Raw genomic sequence first — 18,493 nt, 5'->3', positions numbered from 1 at the left:
TGGAAGGAGGGGGACTAATGGCTGAAAAATCAGCTCGTTCCAAAGAGGTCGATATAGAATTAACAGTAGACCAAGTAAAAGAACAAATTTTAGAACTTGGAAAAAAACGCGGTGTCCTCACGTACGAAGAAATTGCCGAGCGTCTCTCAAGCTTTGATTTAGACTCCGATCAAATGGATGAATTTTATGAAGCAATTGGAGAACAAGGTATTGAATTGATCAATGATCATGACGAACCAAATATTACACCTGACGATGAAAAAGAAGAAGAGTTTGACCTAAATGATTTAAGCGTTCCGCCGGGTGTAAAAATCAATGATCCAGTTCGCATGTACTTAAAAGAAATCGGACGAGTGGATTTATTAACACCGGAAGAAGAAATTGAATTAGCCAAACGAATTGAAAAAGGTGATGAAGAGGCAAAACGTCGACTTGCCGAGGCAAACCTCCGTCTAGTTGTCAGTATCGCTAAGCGTTATGTTGGTAGAGGTATGCTTTTCCTTGATTTAATTCAGGAAGGAAATATGGGATTAATAAAAGCGGTTGAAAAATTTGATTTCCGTAAAGGATTTAAGTTTAGTACGTATGCCACTTGGTGGATTCGCCAAGCTATTACTCGTGCTATTGCTGACCAAGCAAGAACGATTCGTATTCCGGTACACATGGTTGAAACGATTAATAAACTGATTCGTGTCCAAAGACAGTTGCTTCAAGATTTAGGTCGCGAACCGACTCCGGAAGAAATTGCTGAAGATATGGATTTAACACCGGAAAAAGTTCGAGAAATATTAAAAATTGCTCAAGAACCTGTTTCTTTAGAAACACCAATCGGTGAAGAAGACGACTCACATCTTGGTGACTTTATTGAAGATCAAGATGCCACTTCACCATCTGATCACGCTGCTTATGAAATGTTGAAAGAACAGCTCGAAGATGTTTTAGATACTTTAACGGACCGTGAAGAAAACGTCCTTCGTCTCCGATTTGGGCTGGATGACGGTCGAACTCGCACGCTTGAAGAAGTTGGTAAAGTATTCGGAGTTACCCGTGAACGTATCCGCCAAATTGAAGCTAAGGCACTGCGTAAATTAAGACATCCAAGTCGTAGTAAAAGACTTAAAGACTTCTTAGAATAATGAAATCTTGAACTTAGCCGTCCTGTTTGAAACAGGTCGGTTTTTTATTTTTTGTTTTTTTATCTCCGTACTTGAGGCCCTCCCATTCAAACGGCGTTCTAAATGTGCAGTGGCTAGCGAACGACTCACTCCTTCCCCTACGATAAGTCAACATCGGCTCGTAGCTCGCCGTGTTTCCTTTATCTCAGTGCAGGAGTGCGTCCCGTTCGTACGCCACTAGGCGCTCGCCTCCGCTTTTCCATTTTTTTATATTTTACTTAATTCATGTTTAATTTGCAAATGGGGTTTAAGGTGTTAGGAATGGAAGATGTTATTTGAAAATATTGATATTGTATAGATATTAAAAAAATAAGTTAAAAATTTATTATTTACACAAAAATAATTATATTTAAAAATTTTTAAATGTTGAGAAAATATAATATGTTCCTTATAATGGTAGTTGTAAGCGCATACAGAGGGGGAGATTTACGTGAACTTTGAACTGACATCTGAGCAACAGATGATTTTGAGAACTATTCGTGAATTCTCTGAAGAAGAAGTTGCTCCTGGAGCATTGGAAAGGGATCGTAAAAAGGAGTTTCCTTTAGATATTTTTAAAAAATTAGCTGACTTAGGGATGATGGGGTTGCCGTTTCCAGAGGAATACGGTGGTGCTGGAGCTGATACTGTAAGTTTTGCAATTGTTGTTGAAGAATTAAGTAGAGCTTGTGGTTCTACAGGAATTACTTATTCTGCTCACATTTCTTTAGGTGGGGCACCGATTCATATGTTTGGGACAAAGGAGCAAAAAGAAAAATATTTAGTCCCGATTTGTACTGGTGAATCTTTAGGGGCGTTCGGACTAACAGAACCAAATGCTGGATCAGATGCGGGTGGTACAAGCACGAAAGCTGTAGAAGACGGCGATTATTTCATCATTAATGGAAATAAATGTTTTATTACGAATGCCAGTTATGCTAAGCATTTAGCTCTCACTGCTGTTACAGGAGAAAAAGATGGTAAGAAAGAAATCAGTGCGATTATCGTTCCGACTAATTCAAAAGGATTTACGGTACTAGATCATTACGAAAAAATGGGATTACATGCTTCTAATACGACGGAATTAGTATTAGAAAATGTGAAAGTTCCAAAAGAAAATTTATTAGGAAAACGAGGAGAGGGCTTTAAGCAATTTTTAATTACATTAGATGGTGGTCGTATTGGAATTGGGGCAATGGCTGTAGGAATTGCTCAAGCGGCTTACGAAAAAGCTTTAGCTTATGCAAAAGAAAGAAGACAATTCGGCATGCCGTTATCCAAATTTCAAGCTATACAATTTAAATTAGCAGATATGGCATTAAAAATAGAACTTGCTAGAAATATGGTTTATAAAGCGGCGTGGTTAAAAGATCAAGGAAAACCATACAAGAAGGAAGCAGCTATGTGTAAATTATATGCATCAGAAATTTGTATGGAAATCACTAATCAAGCTGTTCAAATTCACGGTGGAAACGGATATATGAAAGATTATCATGTCGAACGCTATATGAGAGACGCAAAACTTCTTGAAATTGGTGAAGGAACATCTGAAGTACAAAGAATTGTTATTGCACGAGAAATTGGTTGTGAAGATGTTTCATAACTTGAAAAATATTTGTCAAAATTACGACATTATGTAGAAGTTTCGGTTTAGGACTTTTCCTTCGAACAATTTTAAAGTAAAATAAGAGTTGTTTGTATACAATATAATTTGATGGAGTAATGTACATACATAAGGAGGTTGAGTCATGAATCGAAACCCGGTAATACCTTATATTTTAATTATGGTTTTTGGTATTGGTCTTATCTTTTTCCTATCAATTAAGGGTCTTGGCGATGCCGATGAAATGGCCAAAGGAGATGAAGGAGAAGCAACAGAAGAAGTAGCTTCAAATCCTGAAGATATTTACAAAAACAAATGCTTAAGTTGTCACGGAGATCAATATCAAGGTGTCGTTGGTCCTGCTTTAAAAGGATTAAGCGATAAATATAGTGTTGATGATGTAAAAGATATCCTTTTAAACGGAAAAGGAGCAATGCCTGGTAATTTAGTACCTGCTGACCAACTAGATGCCATGGCAGAATGGGTTTTAAACTTAGAATAATGTACAAATAGTCCTTTACTTTGTAAGGGACTTTTTTGTTTTATATCATTGGATATGTGATAATAAGATTAGAATGTCAATGAGAAAGTTAGGTGGCACGCATGCAAATTCCTCATCTGTCAAAAAGATTGGAAAAGGTAGCATCTTTCATCCCAAAACATTCCTTTTTAGCAGATATTGGTACGGACCATGCATATCTTCCTGTTTATGCAGTTATAAATGGAATCGCTAAACAGGTGATTGCTGGAGAAGTTTCAGACGGACCATTTGAAATAGCAAAACAACATGTAAAAAAGCATCAATTAGAACATTTAATCGAAGTTCGTAAAGGAAATGGATTGGATGTTATTGGAAAAGAAGATATAATCGATTGTATAACAATTGCGGGAATGGGCGGCTCATTAATCTCCAACATTTTGGAACAGGGAAAAGAAAAATTGACTCATGTCAAACGGCTGATCTTACAACCAAATATTGCCGCAATTTCTATTAGGAAATGGCTAATCAATAATGATTGGGAATTGAAAGATGAAGATATTTTGAAAGAAGACGGACATATATATGAAATATTAGTTGCGGAAAAAGGAAATCCATTAACACCTTATAAGGAAAATGAAAAAGAAAAAGAACTTTTATTCGGTCCATATTTATTAAAAGAAAAAAATGATGTTTTTCAAGAAAAATGGAAACGAGAGTATATGGAGTGGCAAAACATTTACCGTCAACTTCAACATGCGAAAGAAACAGAAGAGATACATAAGAAAAAGGAAGAATTAGTTAATTATATGAAATGGTATGAGGAGGAATTTCGTTGAAAAAAGTAAACGGTCAACAAATTATACAGCTTTTTGAACAATTTTCTCCTAAGAAGTATGCAATGGAAGGAGATAAAATAGGTTTACAACTCGGAACATTAAATAAAACAGTTGAAAATGTGATGATTGCTTTAGATGTCGTTGAAGATGTGGTCGATGAAGCGATTGAAAAGAACGTTCAATTAATCATTGCACATCATCCTTTTATTTTCCGTCCACTCGCATCTATCCAAACAGATCAAACGGTTGGGAGAATCGTAGAAAAGTTGATGAAACATGATATTGCTCTTTATAGTGCCCATACGAATTTGGATGTAACTAAAGGCGGTGTCAATGACATGTTGGCAGATGCTTTAAAGTTACAGAATACAGATGTATTAGTCCCAACGATGGAAATTGGGCTGAAAAAGTTAGTTGTCTTTGTTCCAAATGAACATGCAGATATGTTGCGAAAAGTACTCGGCGATGCTGGGGCAGGGCATATAGGTAATTATAGTCACTGTTCATTTTCTAATGAAGGTACTGGTAGGTTTTTACCTCAAGAAGGAACAAATCCATATATTGGTTCCAAAGGCATATTAGAGGCTGTTCCAGAAACTAAAATCGAAACTATTATTTCAGAAGACATTGAGAAAAAAGTGATCACAGCCATGTTAAAAGCCCATCCGTATGAAGAGCCGGCTTATGATATATATCCGTTAGATTTAAAAGGAGAGGTTCTCGGTTTAGGTAGAGTAGGGTATTTGGAAGAGGAAATGACACTTCAACAATTTGCAAATTATGTTAAATCGAAACTAAATGCAAAAGGAGTCCGAGTGACAGGTAAACTCGATCAACCAGTAAAAAAAGTTGCTATTTTAGGAGGAGATGGTAATAAATATTACCACTATGCAATTCGTAAAGGTGCTGACGTTTATATAACTGGAGATTTATATTACCATACTGCTCATGATTGTTTAATGAATGGATTAAATGTTGTTGATCCTGGCCACTATATTGAAAGCATCATGAAGGAAAAAACAGCGGAAATTCTTAAAACAATGTTTTCAGAAAAAAAATGGGATGTACAAGTATTCCCATCAATAGTTGACACAGATCCATTTCGATTTTTTTAATAAAGGATAAAACGGGATTGGTATTCAGCCAATCCCGTTAATGTTTTAGACAATTATTTCTTTTCAGCGGAGGTTAAATTTTTTACTTTCGGTAAAATTTTTGATAATGGCACTTTCTTTTCTGTAATCCAAGTAGAAGGATCATTTTTATCAAACTTCTCTAAGAATTCAATGACTTCTCTTGTAATAGGGGTAGGAGTTGATGCACCTGCTGTAACGGCAACTTTTTCTGCATCTTTAATCCAATCAATGTTTAGTTCAGAAATATCGGCAATTCGATAAGCTTTTGTTCCTGCAATTTCTTCAGAAACTTGTGCTAATCGATTTGAATTATTACTTTTTGGATCTCCTACAACAATTAAGACGTCTGCATCTTTTGCTTGTTTGGCAACGGCCTCTTGTCGTACTTGAGTGGCTAAACATATTTCATTATGTTTTTCAGCGTGCGGATACTTCTCAAGAACCTTATCCATTATATGTTGAACATCCCACTGGCTCATCGTTGTTTGATTGGTAACAATCACTTTATCACTTTTTATATTTAACTGTTCAATGTCTTTTTCCGTTTCAATGAGATGAACAATGTCAGGAGCTACACCAACCGCTCCTTCTGGTTCAGGATGTCCTTTTTTTCCGATATAAATAACTTCATACCCTTCAGCTTTCTTTTCTTTAATTAATTCATGAGTTTTTGTCACATCTGGACAAGTTGCATCAATAGCCACTAGACCTTTCTTTTTGGCTAGCTCACGTACTTCTGGTGATACACCGTGGGCAGTAAAAATAACCGTTCCTTTATCTACTTTTTCTAATATTTCTTTGCGATTCTTCCCATCTAATGTAATAATTCCTTCTTCTTCAAAAGCATCTGTTACATGCTTATTATGAACAATCATCCCTAATATATAGATAGGTCGTGGTAATGATTTATCTAAAGCGGCGTTTCGAGCAATCACCATTGCATCGACAACCCCGTAACAATATCCTCTTGGGGAAATTTTTATGACTTCCATTTATATCCTCCTAGTTTACTTTCATCCTATCAGTCTTATTATAAATGACATTGACCTAGATTACAAAAAATCATTCCAAAATCAATGAGAACAAAATATTTATAGATAAAAATGATGTGTTTGGTACATTATAATTATCTGAAATACAACAAAAAAAATCATTTTCCTAAAAAGGAAAATGTTATGTTTTTAAATATATAATTTAGGACCTGATGTTTGTTTTTTCTTATGTCTTTTTTTATGTTGAACAGATTCTTCATTTTCTCTTTTGCTCTCTGAAAGGTTATCAGTCTCTTCTTTTGTATCTCTTTTTGTCTCTTCATTTTCGTTACTATCGCTATTATCGCTGCCTTCACTATCGTCATTATTATCATCACTATTGCTTAAGTTACGATATAATTTCCATAATGCTGGTAAATTTTTGATTAGTGGGCCGTATTGTTGTACCATAGGTCCAATGGATTGAACAGTTTTCAATACTTGCTGAGTTTGATTTAAAAATCTTGTTAAAGACTCAGGATTTAACATATTTTGCAGGATCGATCCCCCGGTCTGTGTATTCAATCCTTGTCTTGCACCATGAAATTGGAACGGATTGACAGGTTGTTGTACAGGCATATGATTTCTTCCGAAAAGTCTAGAAAGGATTCCGCCTCTTTGTCTTTGAAAAGGGGGTTGATTTGGTTGAAAAGGCATCATCGGTCTCATCATCATGTTTGATCTCATTGGTGGATATTGTGGAGGTCGATGAAAAAATGGTCTTGGTGGCATGTGTTTTACCTCCTTTTTTGCCAGTTCAATTATCTTCTCCTATTAATTTATGCAATTAGAATAAATGGTTGAATGTATTAAAATGAATTAGGCATGATAAAGAAAGGAAAGTGGAGATTGTCCAAACATTTCAGTATAATAAGAGATAGTCAATTTTTACATAGAGGAGTTTTTTTATGGGAATGAAATTTGAGCGTTTGTCAATTAAACCGTTCATAAAGGATGCAATCAAAGAATTAGGATTTAAAGAAATGTCCGAAATACAAGAAAGAATTATTCCATCTGCTATCAAAGGGGAAAGCTTAGTCGGACAATCTCAAACTGGGACCGGCAAGACACATGCCTATTTAATACCAATATTACATATGATAGATCCTGAAAAAGAAGAAACACAAGCTGTGATTACTGCTCCAACACGAGAGCTTGCAACACAAATCTATCATGAAATCTTAAAAATAATAAAGCACTGTGAAAAAGGAAAAGAAATTACAGCGAAAAATTTTGTCGGCGGTACTGATAAGCTACGTACGATTGAACGTTTAAAACGGGCACCACATATTGTTGTTGGTACACCGGGAAGAATTTTTGATCTAGTAAAAGAACAAGCATTAAATGTATACACCGCATCAACATTAGTTGTAGATGAAGCGGATTTAATGCTTGATATGGGATTTATTGAAGATGTCGATCGAATAGCTTCAAGAATGCCCGAAAAATTGCAAATGCTTATTTTTTCTGCAACCATCCCAGAAAAACTACGACCATTTATAAAAAAGTATATGGAAAATCCTAAATTTATAGAAGTGAAGCAAAAGCAAAAAGTTGCGGAAAAAATAGAACATATTTTAATACCTGTAAAAAGTCGTAACAAAGATCAATTACTATTAGAAATTCTTTCTTCGATGAATCCATATTTATGTATTGTTTTTGTCAATACGAAAAAGATGGCCGTCCATCTTGCGGATATGTTGGCTCTTCATGGTATTAAAGCTGGACAAATACACGGTAATTTGACACCAAGAGAAAGAAAGAAAATGATGAATCAAATTCGGGATTTGGAATTTCAATATATTGTTGCAACAGATTTAGCCGCTCGTGGAATTGATATACCAGGAGTCAGTCATGTCATTAATTATGAATTGCCATCAGATTTAGACTTTTATGTCCACCGTGCTGGAAGAACCGCTCGTGCCGGACAATCAGGAATATCCATGATTATTTACGAACCATCGGATGAAGATGCATTAATCAAACTTGAAAAAATGGGAATCACCTTTCAACATAAGGACATTTCAAAAGGTGAATGGATAGAATTAGAGGATCGAAACAGAAGAAAAAAACGAAAGAAAACAGAAACGGTTGTTATAAAAGCTGGTTTGAAAAAGCCTACGAAAGTGAAACCAGGATATAAAAAGAAATTGAAACAAGAGATAGAAAAAATAAAAAGACGAGAAAGACGTTTAAAGAAGAAATAATTTTGGGAGAGTGGAACAAATGCTGAAAATTGGATCTCATGTTTCCATGAGCGGTAAAAAAATGTTACTAGCAGCTAGTGAAGAAGCAGTTTCTTATGGATCAACAACTTTTATGATTTATACTGGTGCACCGCAAAATACTCGAAGAAAAAAAATCGAGGATTTAAATATTGAAGAAGGTAGAAGACATATGGAAAAACACGGAATTTCCGAAATTGTCGTCCATGCGCCATATATTATTAATATAGGGAATTCCTTAAATCCAGATACTTTTGAATTAGGTGTTAATTTTTTACGGTCAGAAATTGAAAGAACAGAAGCCATTGGTGCTAAGCAAATAGTTCTTCATCCAGGAGCACATGTAGGAGCAGGTACTGAAAAAGGGATAAAAAAAATCGTAGAAGGTTTAAATGAAGTATTAACAAAAGATAGTAATGTGCAAATTGCCTTGGAGACAATGGCAGGAAAAGGTTCAGAATGTGGGAAAACATTTGAGGAGCTTGCCATGATTATTGACGGAGTTACGCATAATGACAAACTCTCCGTATGTTTTGATACTTGCCATACTCATGATGCTGGCTATAATATTGTCGAAGATTTTGATGGCGTATTAGAGCAATTTGATAAAGTTATTGGCATCAATCGAATTAAAGTTTTGCATATCAATGATAGTAAAAATCCTAGAGGAGCAGCGAAAGATCGACACGAAAATATAGGATTTGGTCATATTGGATTTAAAGCATTAAATTATATCGTTCATCATCCGCAACTAGCTGATATACCAAAAATATTAGAAACTCCGTATGTTGGTGAGTCTAAAGATAATAAAAAACCTCCATACAAACATGAAATTGAAATGCTTCGAAATCAAACATTTGATGAAACATTATTAGATAAAATTTTAGCCGAAGCATAAATAGGGGCTGCGTTTGCAGCCTTTTCCTTTTGCAATTAATTCATAAATAATAAAAATAACTCGTTTACTTTTTTGGCTGTTTTAGGATTTGTAATCTTGGCGATTTCTTTAATGACTTTTGAACGGTCTTGGTGATCAAATATGTTAATATTTTTTCCACGTAAGTATTTAGCAATTTCATCAGCTTGTTGCTTAGTAATGGAGATATTAAATTGTTTGCCAATTTTTAATAATTCATCTCCAGTAATATTATTGACTTTATGATTAATGACTGTTTCGATCAGTTTCAAAAGAATCCCTCCCTTTATTACTATATGAATGCCAATAGCCAATGTGTCATTAAAAACATGTTTATTTACATATTAGAAACATTTATGTATACTAGTTTTTGTTAAATCGGAATGATTCTTATTATTGGTAAATGAAAAAAGATAGGTGATACGTTTGAAACCAGTTATTGAAGTGAAAAATGTTTTTTTCCGTTATGATAAAGAATTTATTTTGGAAAATATTAATTTATCCGTACAAAAAGGTTCCTTTTTAGGAATCGTTGGACCGAACGGGTCAGGAAAATCAACATTAATCAAAATCATTTTAGGACTATTAGAACCGGAAAAAGGGGAAGTACATCTTTTCGGAAAACCGTTCAATCAATTTAAAGAATGGGAAAAAATTGGTTTTGTTTCGCAAAAAGCCAACTCATTTAACACATCTTTTCCTGCAACCGTGTATGAAGTTGTCGCCAGTGGATTAACGAAAAATTTTCATCTGTTTAAACGACGGAAAATAGTTAATGAAAAAGAAGCGGTGATGAATGCATTAAAAGCCGTGGACATGGATCACTTGGCGATGAGAAATATTGGAGAATTATCTGGGGGGCAACAGCAACGCACTTTTATTGCACGTGCAATTGTTAGTCAACCGGAAATTTTGATTTTAGACGAACCAACGGTAGGAGTTGACCAACAAAGGGTTCATTCTTTTTATGAATTGTTAGAGAAATTAAATCGAGAAAGCGGAATGACCCTTCTTTTAGTCACTCATGACATTGGTACAATTACAAATAAAGTGACAGATGTTGCATGTGTGAATAAAACTTTATTTTTCCATGGGAAAATGGAAGAATATGAACAATTTGTCCAACATGATTTGTCAAACTTTTATGGCCATGAAGTTCAGATGATCCATCATGACCATCATCACGGAGGAAATATGCATGATTGAGAGTTTATTTCGTTATGAGTTTTTGCAGAATGCTTTTTTGACAGGAATTTTTATTGGTTTCATATGCCCATTATTAGGGGTATTTATCGTTGTTCGACGTATGTCATTAATTGCGGATGCACTCAGCCATGTTACATTAGCCGGCATAGCTGCAAGCATGTATGTTCAAAAACAATTTTTTCCATATATCGGATTAAATCCATTATATTTTGGAATGGGATTTTCTGTTATAGGTGCCCTATTTATTGAAAGATTAAGATCGGTGTACAAACATTATGAAGAATTGGCCATTCCCATTATCATGTCCGCAGGTATTGGTTTAGGAGTCATCTTTATTTCTTTAGCAGACGGTTTTAATACTGATTTATTTAGTTATTTATTTGGTAGTTTAAGTGCAGTCAGTCGCAGCGATTTATTTGCCGTCATTATTATTAGTTTAGCTGTACTTGGCATTGTCATTGGTTTATTCAAGCAATTATTTTTATTATCCTTTGATGAAGAATATGGAAAAACAACTGGGTTACCAATTAAATGGATCCATTACACGTTTATTATTCTTGTTGCACTTGTGATAGCGATTTCCATGCGAATTGTCGGGGTTCTTCTTGTATCATCGTTAATTACGCTTCCGGTTGCCGCTAGTATTCGATTATCGAAAAGTTTTAAACAAACAGTTTTCCTTTCCATATTATTTGGAGAAATTTCTGTGATAGGTGGTTTAGTAACGGCTTATTACTTAGATTTAGCACCTGGTGGGTCTATTGTTATGATTGCCGTACTTATTTTAATCTTTTCGATTGTTAAAAAACGTTTTTTTATGTCTCGTTAAGGAGGGATTGGAATGAATGTATCGGAGGCAATTTTATTGTTAAAGGAAAAAGGTTATAAACATACAGATAAGCGGGAAGAGATGTTAGAACTTTTTTCTACATCGGAAAGATACTTAACGGCCAGAGATGTCCTGGAAGCCATGAAAGATCAGTATCCCGGTTTAAGTTTTGATACCATTTATAGAAATTTATCTTTATTTGCCGAATTAGGGATATTGGAAACGACAGAACTTTCAGGAGAAAAACATTTTCGCATTGTTTGTTCTAAAAATGAACATCATCATCATTTTATTTGTTTAGAATGTGGTTCTACTAAGAAAATTCATACTTGTCCAATGAATAATATCACTGAATCATTACAAGGGTATGAAATCTCCGATCATAAATTTGAAATATACGGGAGATGCCCAAATTGTACTGAATTGGCTCCGTCATGAACGGAGCCAATTATTTACCCATTCTTCAGCTTCATGCCAATTTGCCACGCGTATGACCCCTTCAGGAATAGGATCTCGATTATATGGAGTATCAAATAAAATAACCGGGATTTGACAAGCTTCATGTATGGCTACTGCATTATCATGTTTATCTTCAAAGAAAATATCTACCTTATATTTTTTCGCCGTAGAAATTTTATCATGTGAACCGATTAATTCGATATGATGATAAGATAAATCATGTTGTTGAAACCAAGAAATCGTCACATCCATTAAATGGGAACTACGGGCACTTATGAAATAGAGTTCATGTTCATGCTTCCATCGGTTTAAAACTTTTTTTGCCCCATGGGCGATAGGAGACTCTCGATAAATAATCGGTTCTACTTCATTGAACCATTTGGCAAATTCCTCTTTACTAATATTTACTAATACATCTAAATCGTATTGTTTTATATCTTCTAACGTAATATTAAGATTAAATTTTTTATTCATAAAAGGAATAATTGATTCCGGACTCGTTACCGTGCCGTCGATATCTATTCCAAAGCGACGTTTTTCCATTGATGCCCTTTCCTTTCTCCATTATTTATCCGACATATAGTTTAACATAGTAGCCAAAAAGTTTGGAGAACAACTTATAGCAATTGTTAAATATTTCATTAGTGAAATCAAATGAATTGTAAACAATAATAATGCTCCCTATTAAAGAAAGCGAGGGATAATTGATGGCAAAAAATAAACAACAGAACAATCGACCAAATCCTTCGAACTCTACTAATGGTCCGAAGAATAAACAGGCTTATACAAATAGAAATGAAACGACGGACCACGTAGATGTCGAAAAACAGTTAGGGATGCAAGACGATCTTTTATATAATGGTGATTTTGCTGAAGAAACTGCTTCAGAATTTGCCGTACCTGTCCAGCGAACTAGGGAGCCAATTTACAACCGTGAAACAAACGAAGTTACAGAAAATGGTCAAGGAATTGGATGGACGGCCATCGCATTATCCATTATTTCTTTATTTGTATTGCCAGTTCTATTAGGAGCAGCCGGTATCATTGTCGGATTCATTGCACGTAGACAAGGTGCAGAAACTTTAGGATCTTGGGCAATTGGTATCGGTGCTGTATCCATTATTATACGACTCTTTATAGCACCGTTCTTCTAGAAAAGCGAAGGCGAGCGCAAAGTGGCGAACGAACGGGAGACACTCCAGAACTGAGATAAAGGAAACAAGGCGAGGGACGAGCCGCTGTTGACTTATCGTAGGGGAAGGAGTGGGTCGTTCGCAAGCCACTGCGAGCCGAGCTAGACAAATCGAAAAGCGAAGGCGAGCGTAAAGTGGCGAACGAACGGGAGACACTCCAGAACTGAGATAAAGGAAACAAGGCGAGGGACGAGCCGCTGTTGACTTATCGTAGGGGAAGGAGTGGGTCGTTCGCAAGCCACTGCGAGCCGAGCTAGACAAATCGAAAAGCGAAGGCGAGCGCAAAGTGGCGAACGAACGGGAGGGCTCCTCGTACTGAGATAAAGGAAACACAGCGAGGAACGAGCTGTTGTTGACTTATCGCAAGGGAGAGAGGTCATCGTTCACTAGGCATTCGTGCTCAATGAACATACTGAGCACGCCCCCTCCACAAAATGAAAGCCAGTGAAATTTTACTTTTATAATTTCACTGGCTTCTTTTTATGCTACTTGCTAAATTTGCAAATATTCAGTCAATCGGTATGTAATCATAAGTGACAAAACATTTTTTTAAACCATGTATTAATTGAGACAAAATGAAAAAATAGAAAAAAGGAGAAAATTAAGCAGTCAATTTCTCCTTCATCCTGATACCATTTATTTAATAATGGATTGTTTATCTTCTTCAGCTTTTTTTTGAAAATATTCTTCGGCAATTGCGTCAATTTCTTTTTTCAATTCCTCAACCATAATACTTTCCGGCACTTTTCTAACGATTTTCCCTTTTCTAAATAGTAATCCTTCACCACGAGCTCCAGCAATTCCTATATCTGCTTCTCTAGCTTCTCCAGGTCCGTTTACAGCACAACCAAGAACGGCAACCTTAATCGGAGCTTTAATGGATTGAATATACTCTTCCACTTCATTTGCGATGCTAATCAAATCAATTTCAATTCTTCCACACGTTGGGCAAGATATTAGTGTAGCAGCATTAGAAGAAAGGCCAAATACTTTTAACAATTCTCTAGCTACTTTCACTTCCTCAACTGGATCCGCACTTAGAGAAACACGCAATGTGTTTCCGATTCCTTTGCTTAAGAGAGCTCCAAGGCCTGCCGCACTTTTTACCGTTCCCGCAAATAGCGTACCAGATTCAGTAATTCCTAAATGTAAAGGATAATCAAATGTTCTAGCTGCTTTTTCATATGCTTCAATGGCCAATTGCACATCCGAAGCTTTTAATGAAACAATTATATCGTGGAAATCTAATTCTTCAAGAATGCGAATATGATGAAGTGCACTTTCTACCATTCCGTCTGCGGTTGGATAGCCGTATTTTTCTAAAATTCGTTTTTCTAATGATCCGGCATTTACACCAATTCGAATTGGGATCCCTCGTTCTTTAGCAGCTTTTACAACTGCCTCTACTTTTTCTTTACGACCAATATTACCTGGATTAATTCGAATTTTATCTGCTCCACCTTCAATGGCTTTAAGCGCAAGTTTATAATCAAAATGTATATCAACGACTAAAGGAATATTAATTCGCTTTTTAATTTCACTAATCGCATTCGCCGCTCTCTCATCCGGACATGCGACACGAACGATCTGACATCCAGCTTCTTCTAGTCGATGAATTTCCTTCACAGTAGCTTCGACATCATGTGTTTTAGTTGTTGTCATACTTTGTATAAATAATTCGTTACTTCCGCCTATGGTCAAGTTTCCTACTCGAACTGGGCGGGTTTTTGAACGATGTATAATTTCACCCAAAATGATTCGCTCCTTTAATATGCATTGGACTTCTTCATACATATTCATTTTACAGTGGTGTTAGTTTTTTGACAAGAAAAGCAAATTATCTACTCACTAGGATATTCGTAAATGGGGAAATTATAAATCTTACCCGCTTGGATTTCTTCTGGCTTTAATCCAGCATTCAAACGTTCAAAGTCTTTCACAATTTTTTCAATGGATAAAGAATGAGCTTTACCGTTCAATTGTTCGACAATAGATAAAACTGTATCACCAGGGCGAACTTCTATTTTCTTATAAGGGATTGTTTCTACTAACTCGGATGAATTGACAGGTTTCTTACCTTCCACATGTAAAGTACCCTCGGTTAAATCAACATATATAGCATATATAACAATTATTGCACTAATCATCGTTAGGATTTTTTTCATAATCATTGCCTCCAAATACGTTGATTAGTACATGTCTATTCCAATCTCTATTAAATATTCCAATTTTTCATAGAAAGATTTAGTATTTTCGAATTCCTTTTCAAGTTATTATAAATCTATCAAAGTGACCGATTCATATAAAACAAAGACTATTATTTCTTTGTATGTACAAATAAGTAATAGTTGGATAAAACAAAAACCTCTATTTCCTTTAGTGGAAACAGAGGTCTAAAAAAACATATTAATATTCATCGTAATTAGGAGTTACATTGGATTCGCTTTCTTTCATTGCTAAATATAACATGATTAAAGCTACTCCCCAATTGATAATGAATTGAAATGGCACTTCTGTTTTTAAAGCTTCCATCAGTGTAAAGAAAATGGTTGGTAATGTTACGCTATACGCACTTAGTCGCCAAATTTGCCCAAATGTTAACTGCTTTTGCAAAATGTTTTTAAATAATAGTCCGATAATGGCGATGATCGTTACATCTATGAATTGACCAATGAGCGAGAAAAGATAAATGAAGAAAACGAAGATGGAAATGATAAGCGTTTTTCCTCCTTCAATTCCTTGAACGAAATCTTCAATATCTTGTTTTGAGATGTTGATCCCTTGAAGTTGGGAATATTCGTATGTATTATGAGCCCCATCCATAGATATGACCAGTTCATGTTGCAGCAAAGCAAATGTATCATCCATGTTTAATATATCTTCAGGTGTTAAAGTCCCGGAACTGTCTAGTATTACTGTAAAACCATTGGATTCTAAATAAACGGGTTCATCAGATTCAGAAGTGAAAATTCCATCGCGAATTTCAAAATCAGGAACATCGTGTTCTAATGCTGTTTTTGATATATTAATTCCTTCACTAATCGCAGTATAACTAAAAAAAGACATAGGAATAATTGCAATAAGAGTTAAAAGCATTAGGTAAAGTATTGTTTTTCTTTTTTTCTGAAGTCGGAATGTTGCGATATCTTTAGGGGAATATAAACTAACAATTAATTGTTTAAAGATATTCATTGGTCACCATCCTTTTTGTATTCTTTCTTTACATTGTAATATTTTCATAATTGTTCCGCAATAGTGGAAAAATGATACCATAAATAATAATTATTTTAATTTGTAATGTTTTTGTAAAATAAGAGAGTATTGTAAAAGTAATGTAAATTTAATTCGAGAAATCTTTACTTTCTTTTTATTAGACAGGATAATTGTAAAGGGTTTTGAACTTCCATTGAAAAATGTTGGAATAGGGGCGAGTACATTTATGAGTGATTTAAACATTCAAGCAATGATTTTTGTATTTATCGGTGGTTTAGGAATCTTCCTATTTGGAATTAAATCGATGGGAGATGGTCTCCAAAAATCAGCAGGAGACAAACTTCGGGATATATTAGACAAATTTACGACAAACCCTATAATGGGTGTCATTGCTGGGATGTTTGTTACTGTTTTAATTCAAAGTAGCTCTGCAACGACGGTTATTACCGTTGGACTTGTCAGTGCTGGGTTTATGAATTTGAGACAGGCTATCGGTGTGATCATGGGAGCAAATATCGGTACAACCGTAACAGCTTTCATCATCGGAATTGATGTAGGAGCGTTTGCATTACCAATATTAGCAATTGGGTCATTTTTATTGTTTTTCTTTAAAAATAAAAAGCTTCATTATTTTGGACAAGTTTTATTTGGTTTTGGAGCTTTATTCTACGGTTTAGAATTAATGAGCGAAGGAATGAAACCGTTAAGAGACTTACAAGCTTTTCATGATTTAACGATTAGCATGTCCGATCATTCTGTATTAGGGGTTTTAGTTGGAACTATTTTTACAGTATTAGTGCAAAGTTCGAGTGCAACAATTGGGATATTACAAGGAATGTATGCAGATGGGCTTCTAGATATTCATGCAGCTTTACCAGTATTATTTGGCGATAATATAGGAACGACAATCACAGCTATATTAGCATCTCTTGGAGCATCCGTAGCGGCTAAAAGGGCGGCAGCCGTTCATGTATTGTTTAATATTATAGGTACAATAATATTTTTAATGATATTGCCATTATTTACAAATTTTATGCTTTATTTAACGGATGTTTTCAATTTAAACTCAAAAATGACGATTGCTTTTGCTCACGGAACGTTTAATGTAACTAATACACTAATTCAGTTACCTTTCATTGGAGTGTTGGCATTCATAGTAACTAAATTAATTCCAGGTGAAGATTCTGTTATAGAATATAAAGCAAAGCATTTAGATCCAATGTTTATTGAACAATCACCTTCGATCGCGCTTGGTCAAGCGAAAGAAGAAGTTATTCGTATGGGGCAATTTGCTATCAAAGGGTTAGAAAATTCAAGAGACTTTTTACAAACGGATCTTCAAAAGTATTCAGATACTGCATTATCCATTGAAGATGCGATTAACAATTTAGATAGAAAAATCACGGATTATTTAATTCGTCTTTCTTCAACACCATTGTCAGTCGGTGAGTCTGAAATACATTCCACGTTAATGGATACTGTGCGAGACATTGAAAGAATCGGTGATCATTTTGAAAATATTGTTGAATTAAATGAATTTAAAGTGACGAATAAAGTAAAGTTGACGGATGATGCTATTAAAGATTTAGAAAATATGTTTACTTTAACTATTACTACTGTTATAGAAGCGATAGACGCTTTAGACCATAATGATAAAGAACTTGCCCGAGATGTGGTGAAGAAAGAAGAAGAAATTGATCAAATGGAAAGAAAGTTACGTAAAAAACATATCTTACGTTTAAACGATGGTATTTGTACTGGACAAGCAGGAATTGTTTTTGTAGATATTGTGAGTAATTTAGAACGGATAGGAGATCATGCAGTTAACATTGCCGAAGCCGTCCTTGGAAATAGAAAATAAAGAGCGGAAGAGGCTGGGACAAAACCCCCTCTAAAATGAAAAAACCAGTGAAATTTTGCATGTTGTAAAATTTCACTGGTTTTATTTTTATTTAAGCGTGCCCAGCTAAGCTGTTATCTGCTAGTTGGTGCAAGTCCAACCCGAGTAAGTGCCAAGACGCTCGGTAGCTGACAGGCAACTGGTGGAGAAATCCTAAGGTTGAAGCCCTGTGACAAAGTAACTCTCTTGGAGAGTGCGAGCAAATCAGCAGACCGTAACATAAAGTGAATCCTGCCGCCTCGTCAAAAGAGACCTCCTATGGAGGACAAAGGGAAGTCGAGCCTGGTTAGATTGGGCGAAGACCACGGAAG

19 protein-coding genes are annotated in these 18,493 nt (G+C 35.2%); 12 read left to right on the top strand and 7 right to left on the bottom strand.

What is annotated here, in order from left to right:
- Positions 1–17 precede the first annotated feature (17 nt).
- The 5 genes from rpoD (at position 18) to AC3ASS_RS05765 (ending at position 5,189) form a co-directional block, all read left to right on the top strand.
- Positions 18–1,136 carry an RNA polymerase sigma factor RpoD gene (gene rpoD / locus AC3ASS_RS05785; RefSeq protein ID WP_488282567.1) on the top strand — a complete coding sequence of 373 codons (1,119 nt, stop codon included), beginning with the start codon at positions 18–20 and terminating at the stop codon, positions 1,134–1,136.
- A 469-nt stretch (positions 1,137–1,605) separates the two neighbouring features.
- The gene (locus tag AC3ASS_RS05780; protein WP_488282566.1) at positions 1,606–2,757 is read left to right on the top strand and encodes an acyl-CoA dehydrogenase; all 1,152 of its coding nucleotides are present in this window, start codon (positions 1,606–1,608) and stop codon (positions 2,755–2,757) included.
- A 145-nt stretch (positions 2,758–2,902) separates the two neighbouring features.
- The gene (cccA, locus tag AC3ASS_RS05775; RefSeq protein ID WP_488282565.1) at positions 2,903–3,259 is read left to right on the top strand and encodes a cytochrome c550; all 357 of its coding nucleotides are present in this window, start codon (positions 2,903–2,905) and stop codon (positions 3,257–3,259) included.
- A gap of 101 nt (positions 3,260–3,360) precedes the next feature.
- Entirely contained in the window at positions 3,361–4,074 is a 714-nt protein-coding gene (locus tag AC3ASS_RS05770; RefSeq protein ID WP_488282588.1) for a tRNA (adenine(22)-N(1))-methyltransferase, read from the top strand.
- On the top strand, positions 4,071–5,189 hold the full coding sequence (locus tag AC3ASS_RS05765) for a Nif3-like dinuclear metal center hexameric protein (RefSeq protein ID WP_488282564.1): 1,119 nt from the start codon (positions 4,071–4,073) through the stop codon (positions 5,187–5,189). Before AC3ASS_RS05770 ends, AC3ASS_RS05765 begins: the two co-directional genes overlap by 4 nt.
- 53 nt (positions 5,190–5,242) lie before the next feature.
- On the opposite strand, the gene AC3ASS_RS05760 is transcribed toward AC3ASS_RS05765, so the two are convergent.
- Together AC3ASS_RS05760 and vrrA are read right to left on the bottom strand one after the other, a co-directional pair.
- Complete coding sequence (locus AC3ASS_RS05760) at positions 5,243–6,202, bottom strand: 4-hydroxy-3-methylbut-2-enyl diphosphate reductase (RefSeq protein ID WP_488282563.1); 960 nt, start codon at positions 6,200–6,202, stop codon at positions 5,243–5,245.
- Between the two features lie 189 nt (positions 6,203–6,391).
- Entirely contained in the window at positions 6,392–6,973 is a 582-nt protein-coding gene (gene vrrA / locus AC3ASS_RS05755) for a VrrA/YqfQ family protein (RefSeq protein ID WP_488282562.1), read from the bottom strand.
- Between the two features lie 176 nt (positions 6,974–7,149).
- Between vrrA and AC3ASS_RS05750 the strand changes: the two genes are divergently transcribed.
- Positions 7,150–8,448: a DEAD/DEAH box helicase gene (locus AC3ASS_RS05750; protein ID WP_488282561.1), complete on the top strand. Its 1,299-nt coding sequence runs from the start codon at positions 7,150–7,152 to the stop codon at positions 8,446–8,448.
- A 19-nt stretch (positions 8,449–8,467) separates the two neighbouring features.
- Complete coding sequence (locus AC3ASS_RS05745) at positions 8,468–9,364, top strand: deoxyribonuclease IV (RefSeq protein ID WP_488282560.1); 897 nt, start codon at positions 8,468–8,470, stop codon at positions 9,362–9,364.
- 35 nt (positions 9,365–9,399) lie between these two features.
- Here AC3ASS_RS05745 and AC3ASS_RS05740 read toward each other — a convergent pair whose 3' ends face one another.
- The gene (locus tag AC3ASS_RS05740) at positions 9,400–9,654 is read right to left on the bottom strand and encodes a DUF2624 domain-containing protein (protein ID WP_488282559.1); all 255 of its coding nucleotides are present in this window, start codon (positions 9,652–9,654) and stop codon (positions 9,400–9,402) included.
- Positions 9,655–9,808: 154 nt separating this feature from the next.
- On the opposite strand from AC3ASS_RS05740, the gene AC3ASS_RS05735 reads away from it, so the two are divergent.
- Genes AC3ASS_RS05735 through AC3ASS_RS05725 form a run of 3 tightly spaced genes read left to right on the top strand, consistent with a single transcriptional unit; the run spans position 9,809 to position 11,855 of the window.
- Positions 9,809–10,588 carry a metal ABC transporter ATP-binding protein gene (locus AC3ASS_RS05735; RefSeq protein ID WP_488282558.1) on the top strand — a complete coding sequence of 260 codons (780 nt, stop codon included), beginning with the start codon at positions 9,809–9,811 and terminating at the stop codon, positions 10,586–10,588.
- Positions 10,581–11,417: a metal ABC transporter permease gene (locus AC3ASS_RS05730; RefSeq protein ID WP_488282557.1), complete on the top strand. Its 837-nt coding sequence runs from the start codon at positions 10,581–10,583 to the stop codon at positions 11,415–11,417. Before AC3ASS_RS05735 ends, AC3ASS_RS05730 begins: the two co-directional genes overlap by 8 nt.
- A 12-nt stretch (positions 11,418–11,429) precedes the next feature.
- Positions 11,430–11,855 carry a Fur family transcriptional regulator gene (locus tag AC3ASS_RS05725; protein WP_488282556.1) on the top strand — a complete coding sequence of 142 codons (426 nt, stop codon included), beginning with the start codon at positions 11,430–11,432 and terminating at the stop codon, positions 11,853–11,855.
- On the opposite strand, the gene AC3ASS_RS05720 is transcribed toward AC3ASS_RS05725, so the two are convergent.
- Positions 11,850–12,419 (bottom strand): hypothetical protein, encoded by a 570-nt coding sequence (locus tag AC3ASS_RS05720; RefSeq protein ID WP_488282555.1) that lies wholly within the window; start codon positions 12,417–12,419, stop codon positions 11,850–11,852. The two genes, AC3ASS_RS05725 and AC3ASS_RS05720, sit on opposite strands and share 6 nt — an antisense overlap.
- Positions 12,420–12,712: 293 nt before the next feature.
- On the opposite strand from AC3ASS_RS05720, the gene AC3ASS_RS05715 reads away from it, so the two are divergent.
- Positions 12,713–13,030 (top strand): DUF4190 domain-containing protein, encoded by a 318-nt coding sequence (locus tag AC3ASS_RS05715; RefSeq protein WP_488282587.1) that lies wholly within the window; start codon positions 12,713–12,715, stop codon positions 13,028–13,030.
- 675 nt (positions 13,031–13,705) lie between these two features.
- Here AC3ASS_RS05715 and ispG read toward each other — a convergent pair.
- The 3 genes from ispG to AC3ASS_RS05700 form a co-directional block, all read right to left on the bottom strand.
- Complete coding sequence (gene ispG, locus AC3ASS_RS05710; RefSeq protein ID WP_488282554.1) at positions 13,706–14,863, bottom strand: flavodoxin-dependent (E)-4-hydroxy-3-methylbut-2-enyl-diphosphate synthase; 1,158 nt, start codon at positions 14,861–14,863, stop codon at positions 13,706–13,708.
- Positions 14,864–14,910: 47 nt separating this feature from the next.
- The gene (locus AC3ASS_RS05705; RefSeq protein ID WP_488282553.1) at positions 14,911–15,234 is read right to left on the bottom strand and encodes a hypothetical protein; all 324 of its coding nucleotides are present in this window, start codon (positions 15,232–15,234) and stop codon (positions 14,911–14,913) included.
- Between the two features lie 241 nt (positions 15,235–15,475).
- Positions 15,476–16,261: a DUF1189 domain-containing protein gene (locus AC3ASS_RS05700; protein WP_488282552.1), complete on the bottom strand. Its 786-nt coding sequence runs from the start codon at positions 16,259–16,261 to the stop codon at positions 15,476–15,478.
- 247 nt (positions 16,262–16,508) lie between these two features.
- Here AC3ASS_RS05700 and AC3ASS_RS05695 point away from each other — a divergent pair, with 247 nt between their 5' ends.
- Positions 16,509–18,143 carry a Na/Pi cotransporter family protein gene (locus tag AC3ASS_RS05695; protein ID WP_488282551.1) on the top strand — a complete coding sequence of 545 codons (1,635 nt, stop codon included), beginning with the start codon at positions 16,509–16,511 and terminating at the stop codon, positions 18,141–18,143.
- Positions 18,144–18,493: the final 350 nt, after the last annotated feature.

This window comes from Bacillus sp. JST-5 (assembly GCF_057747715.1).
This window is presented reverse-complemented; position numbering and strand designations above follow the sequence as displayed.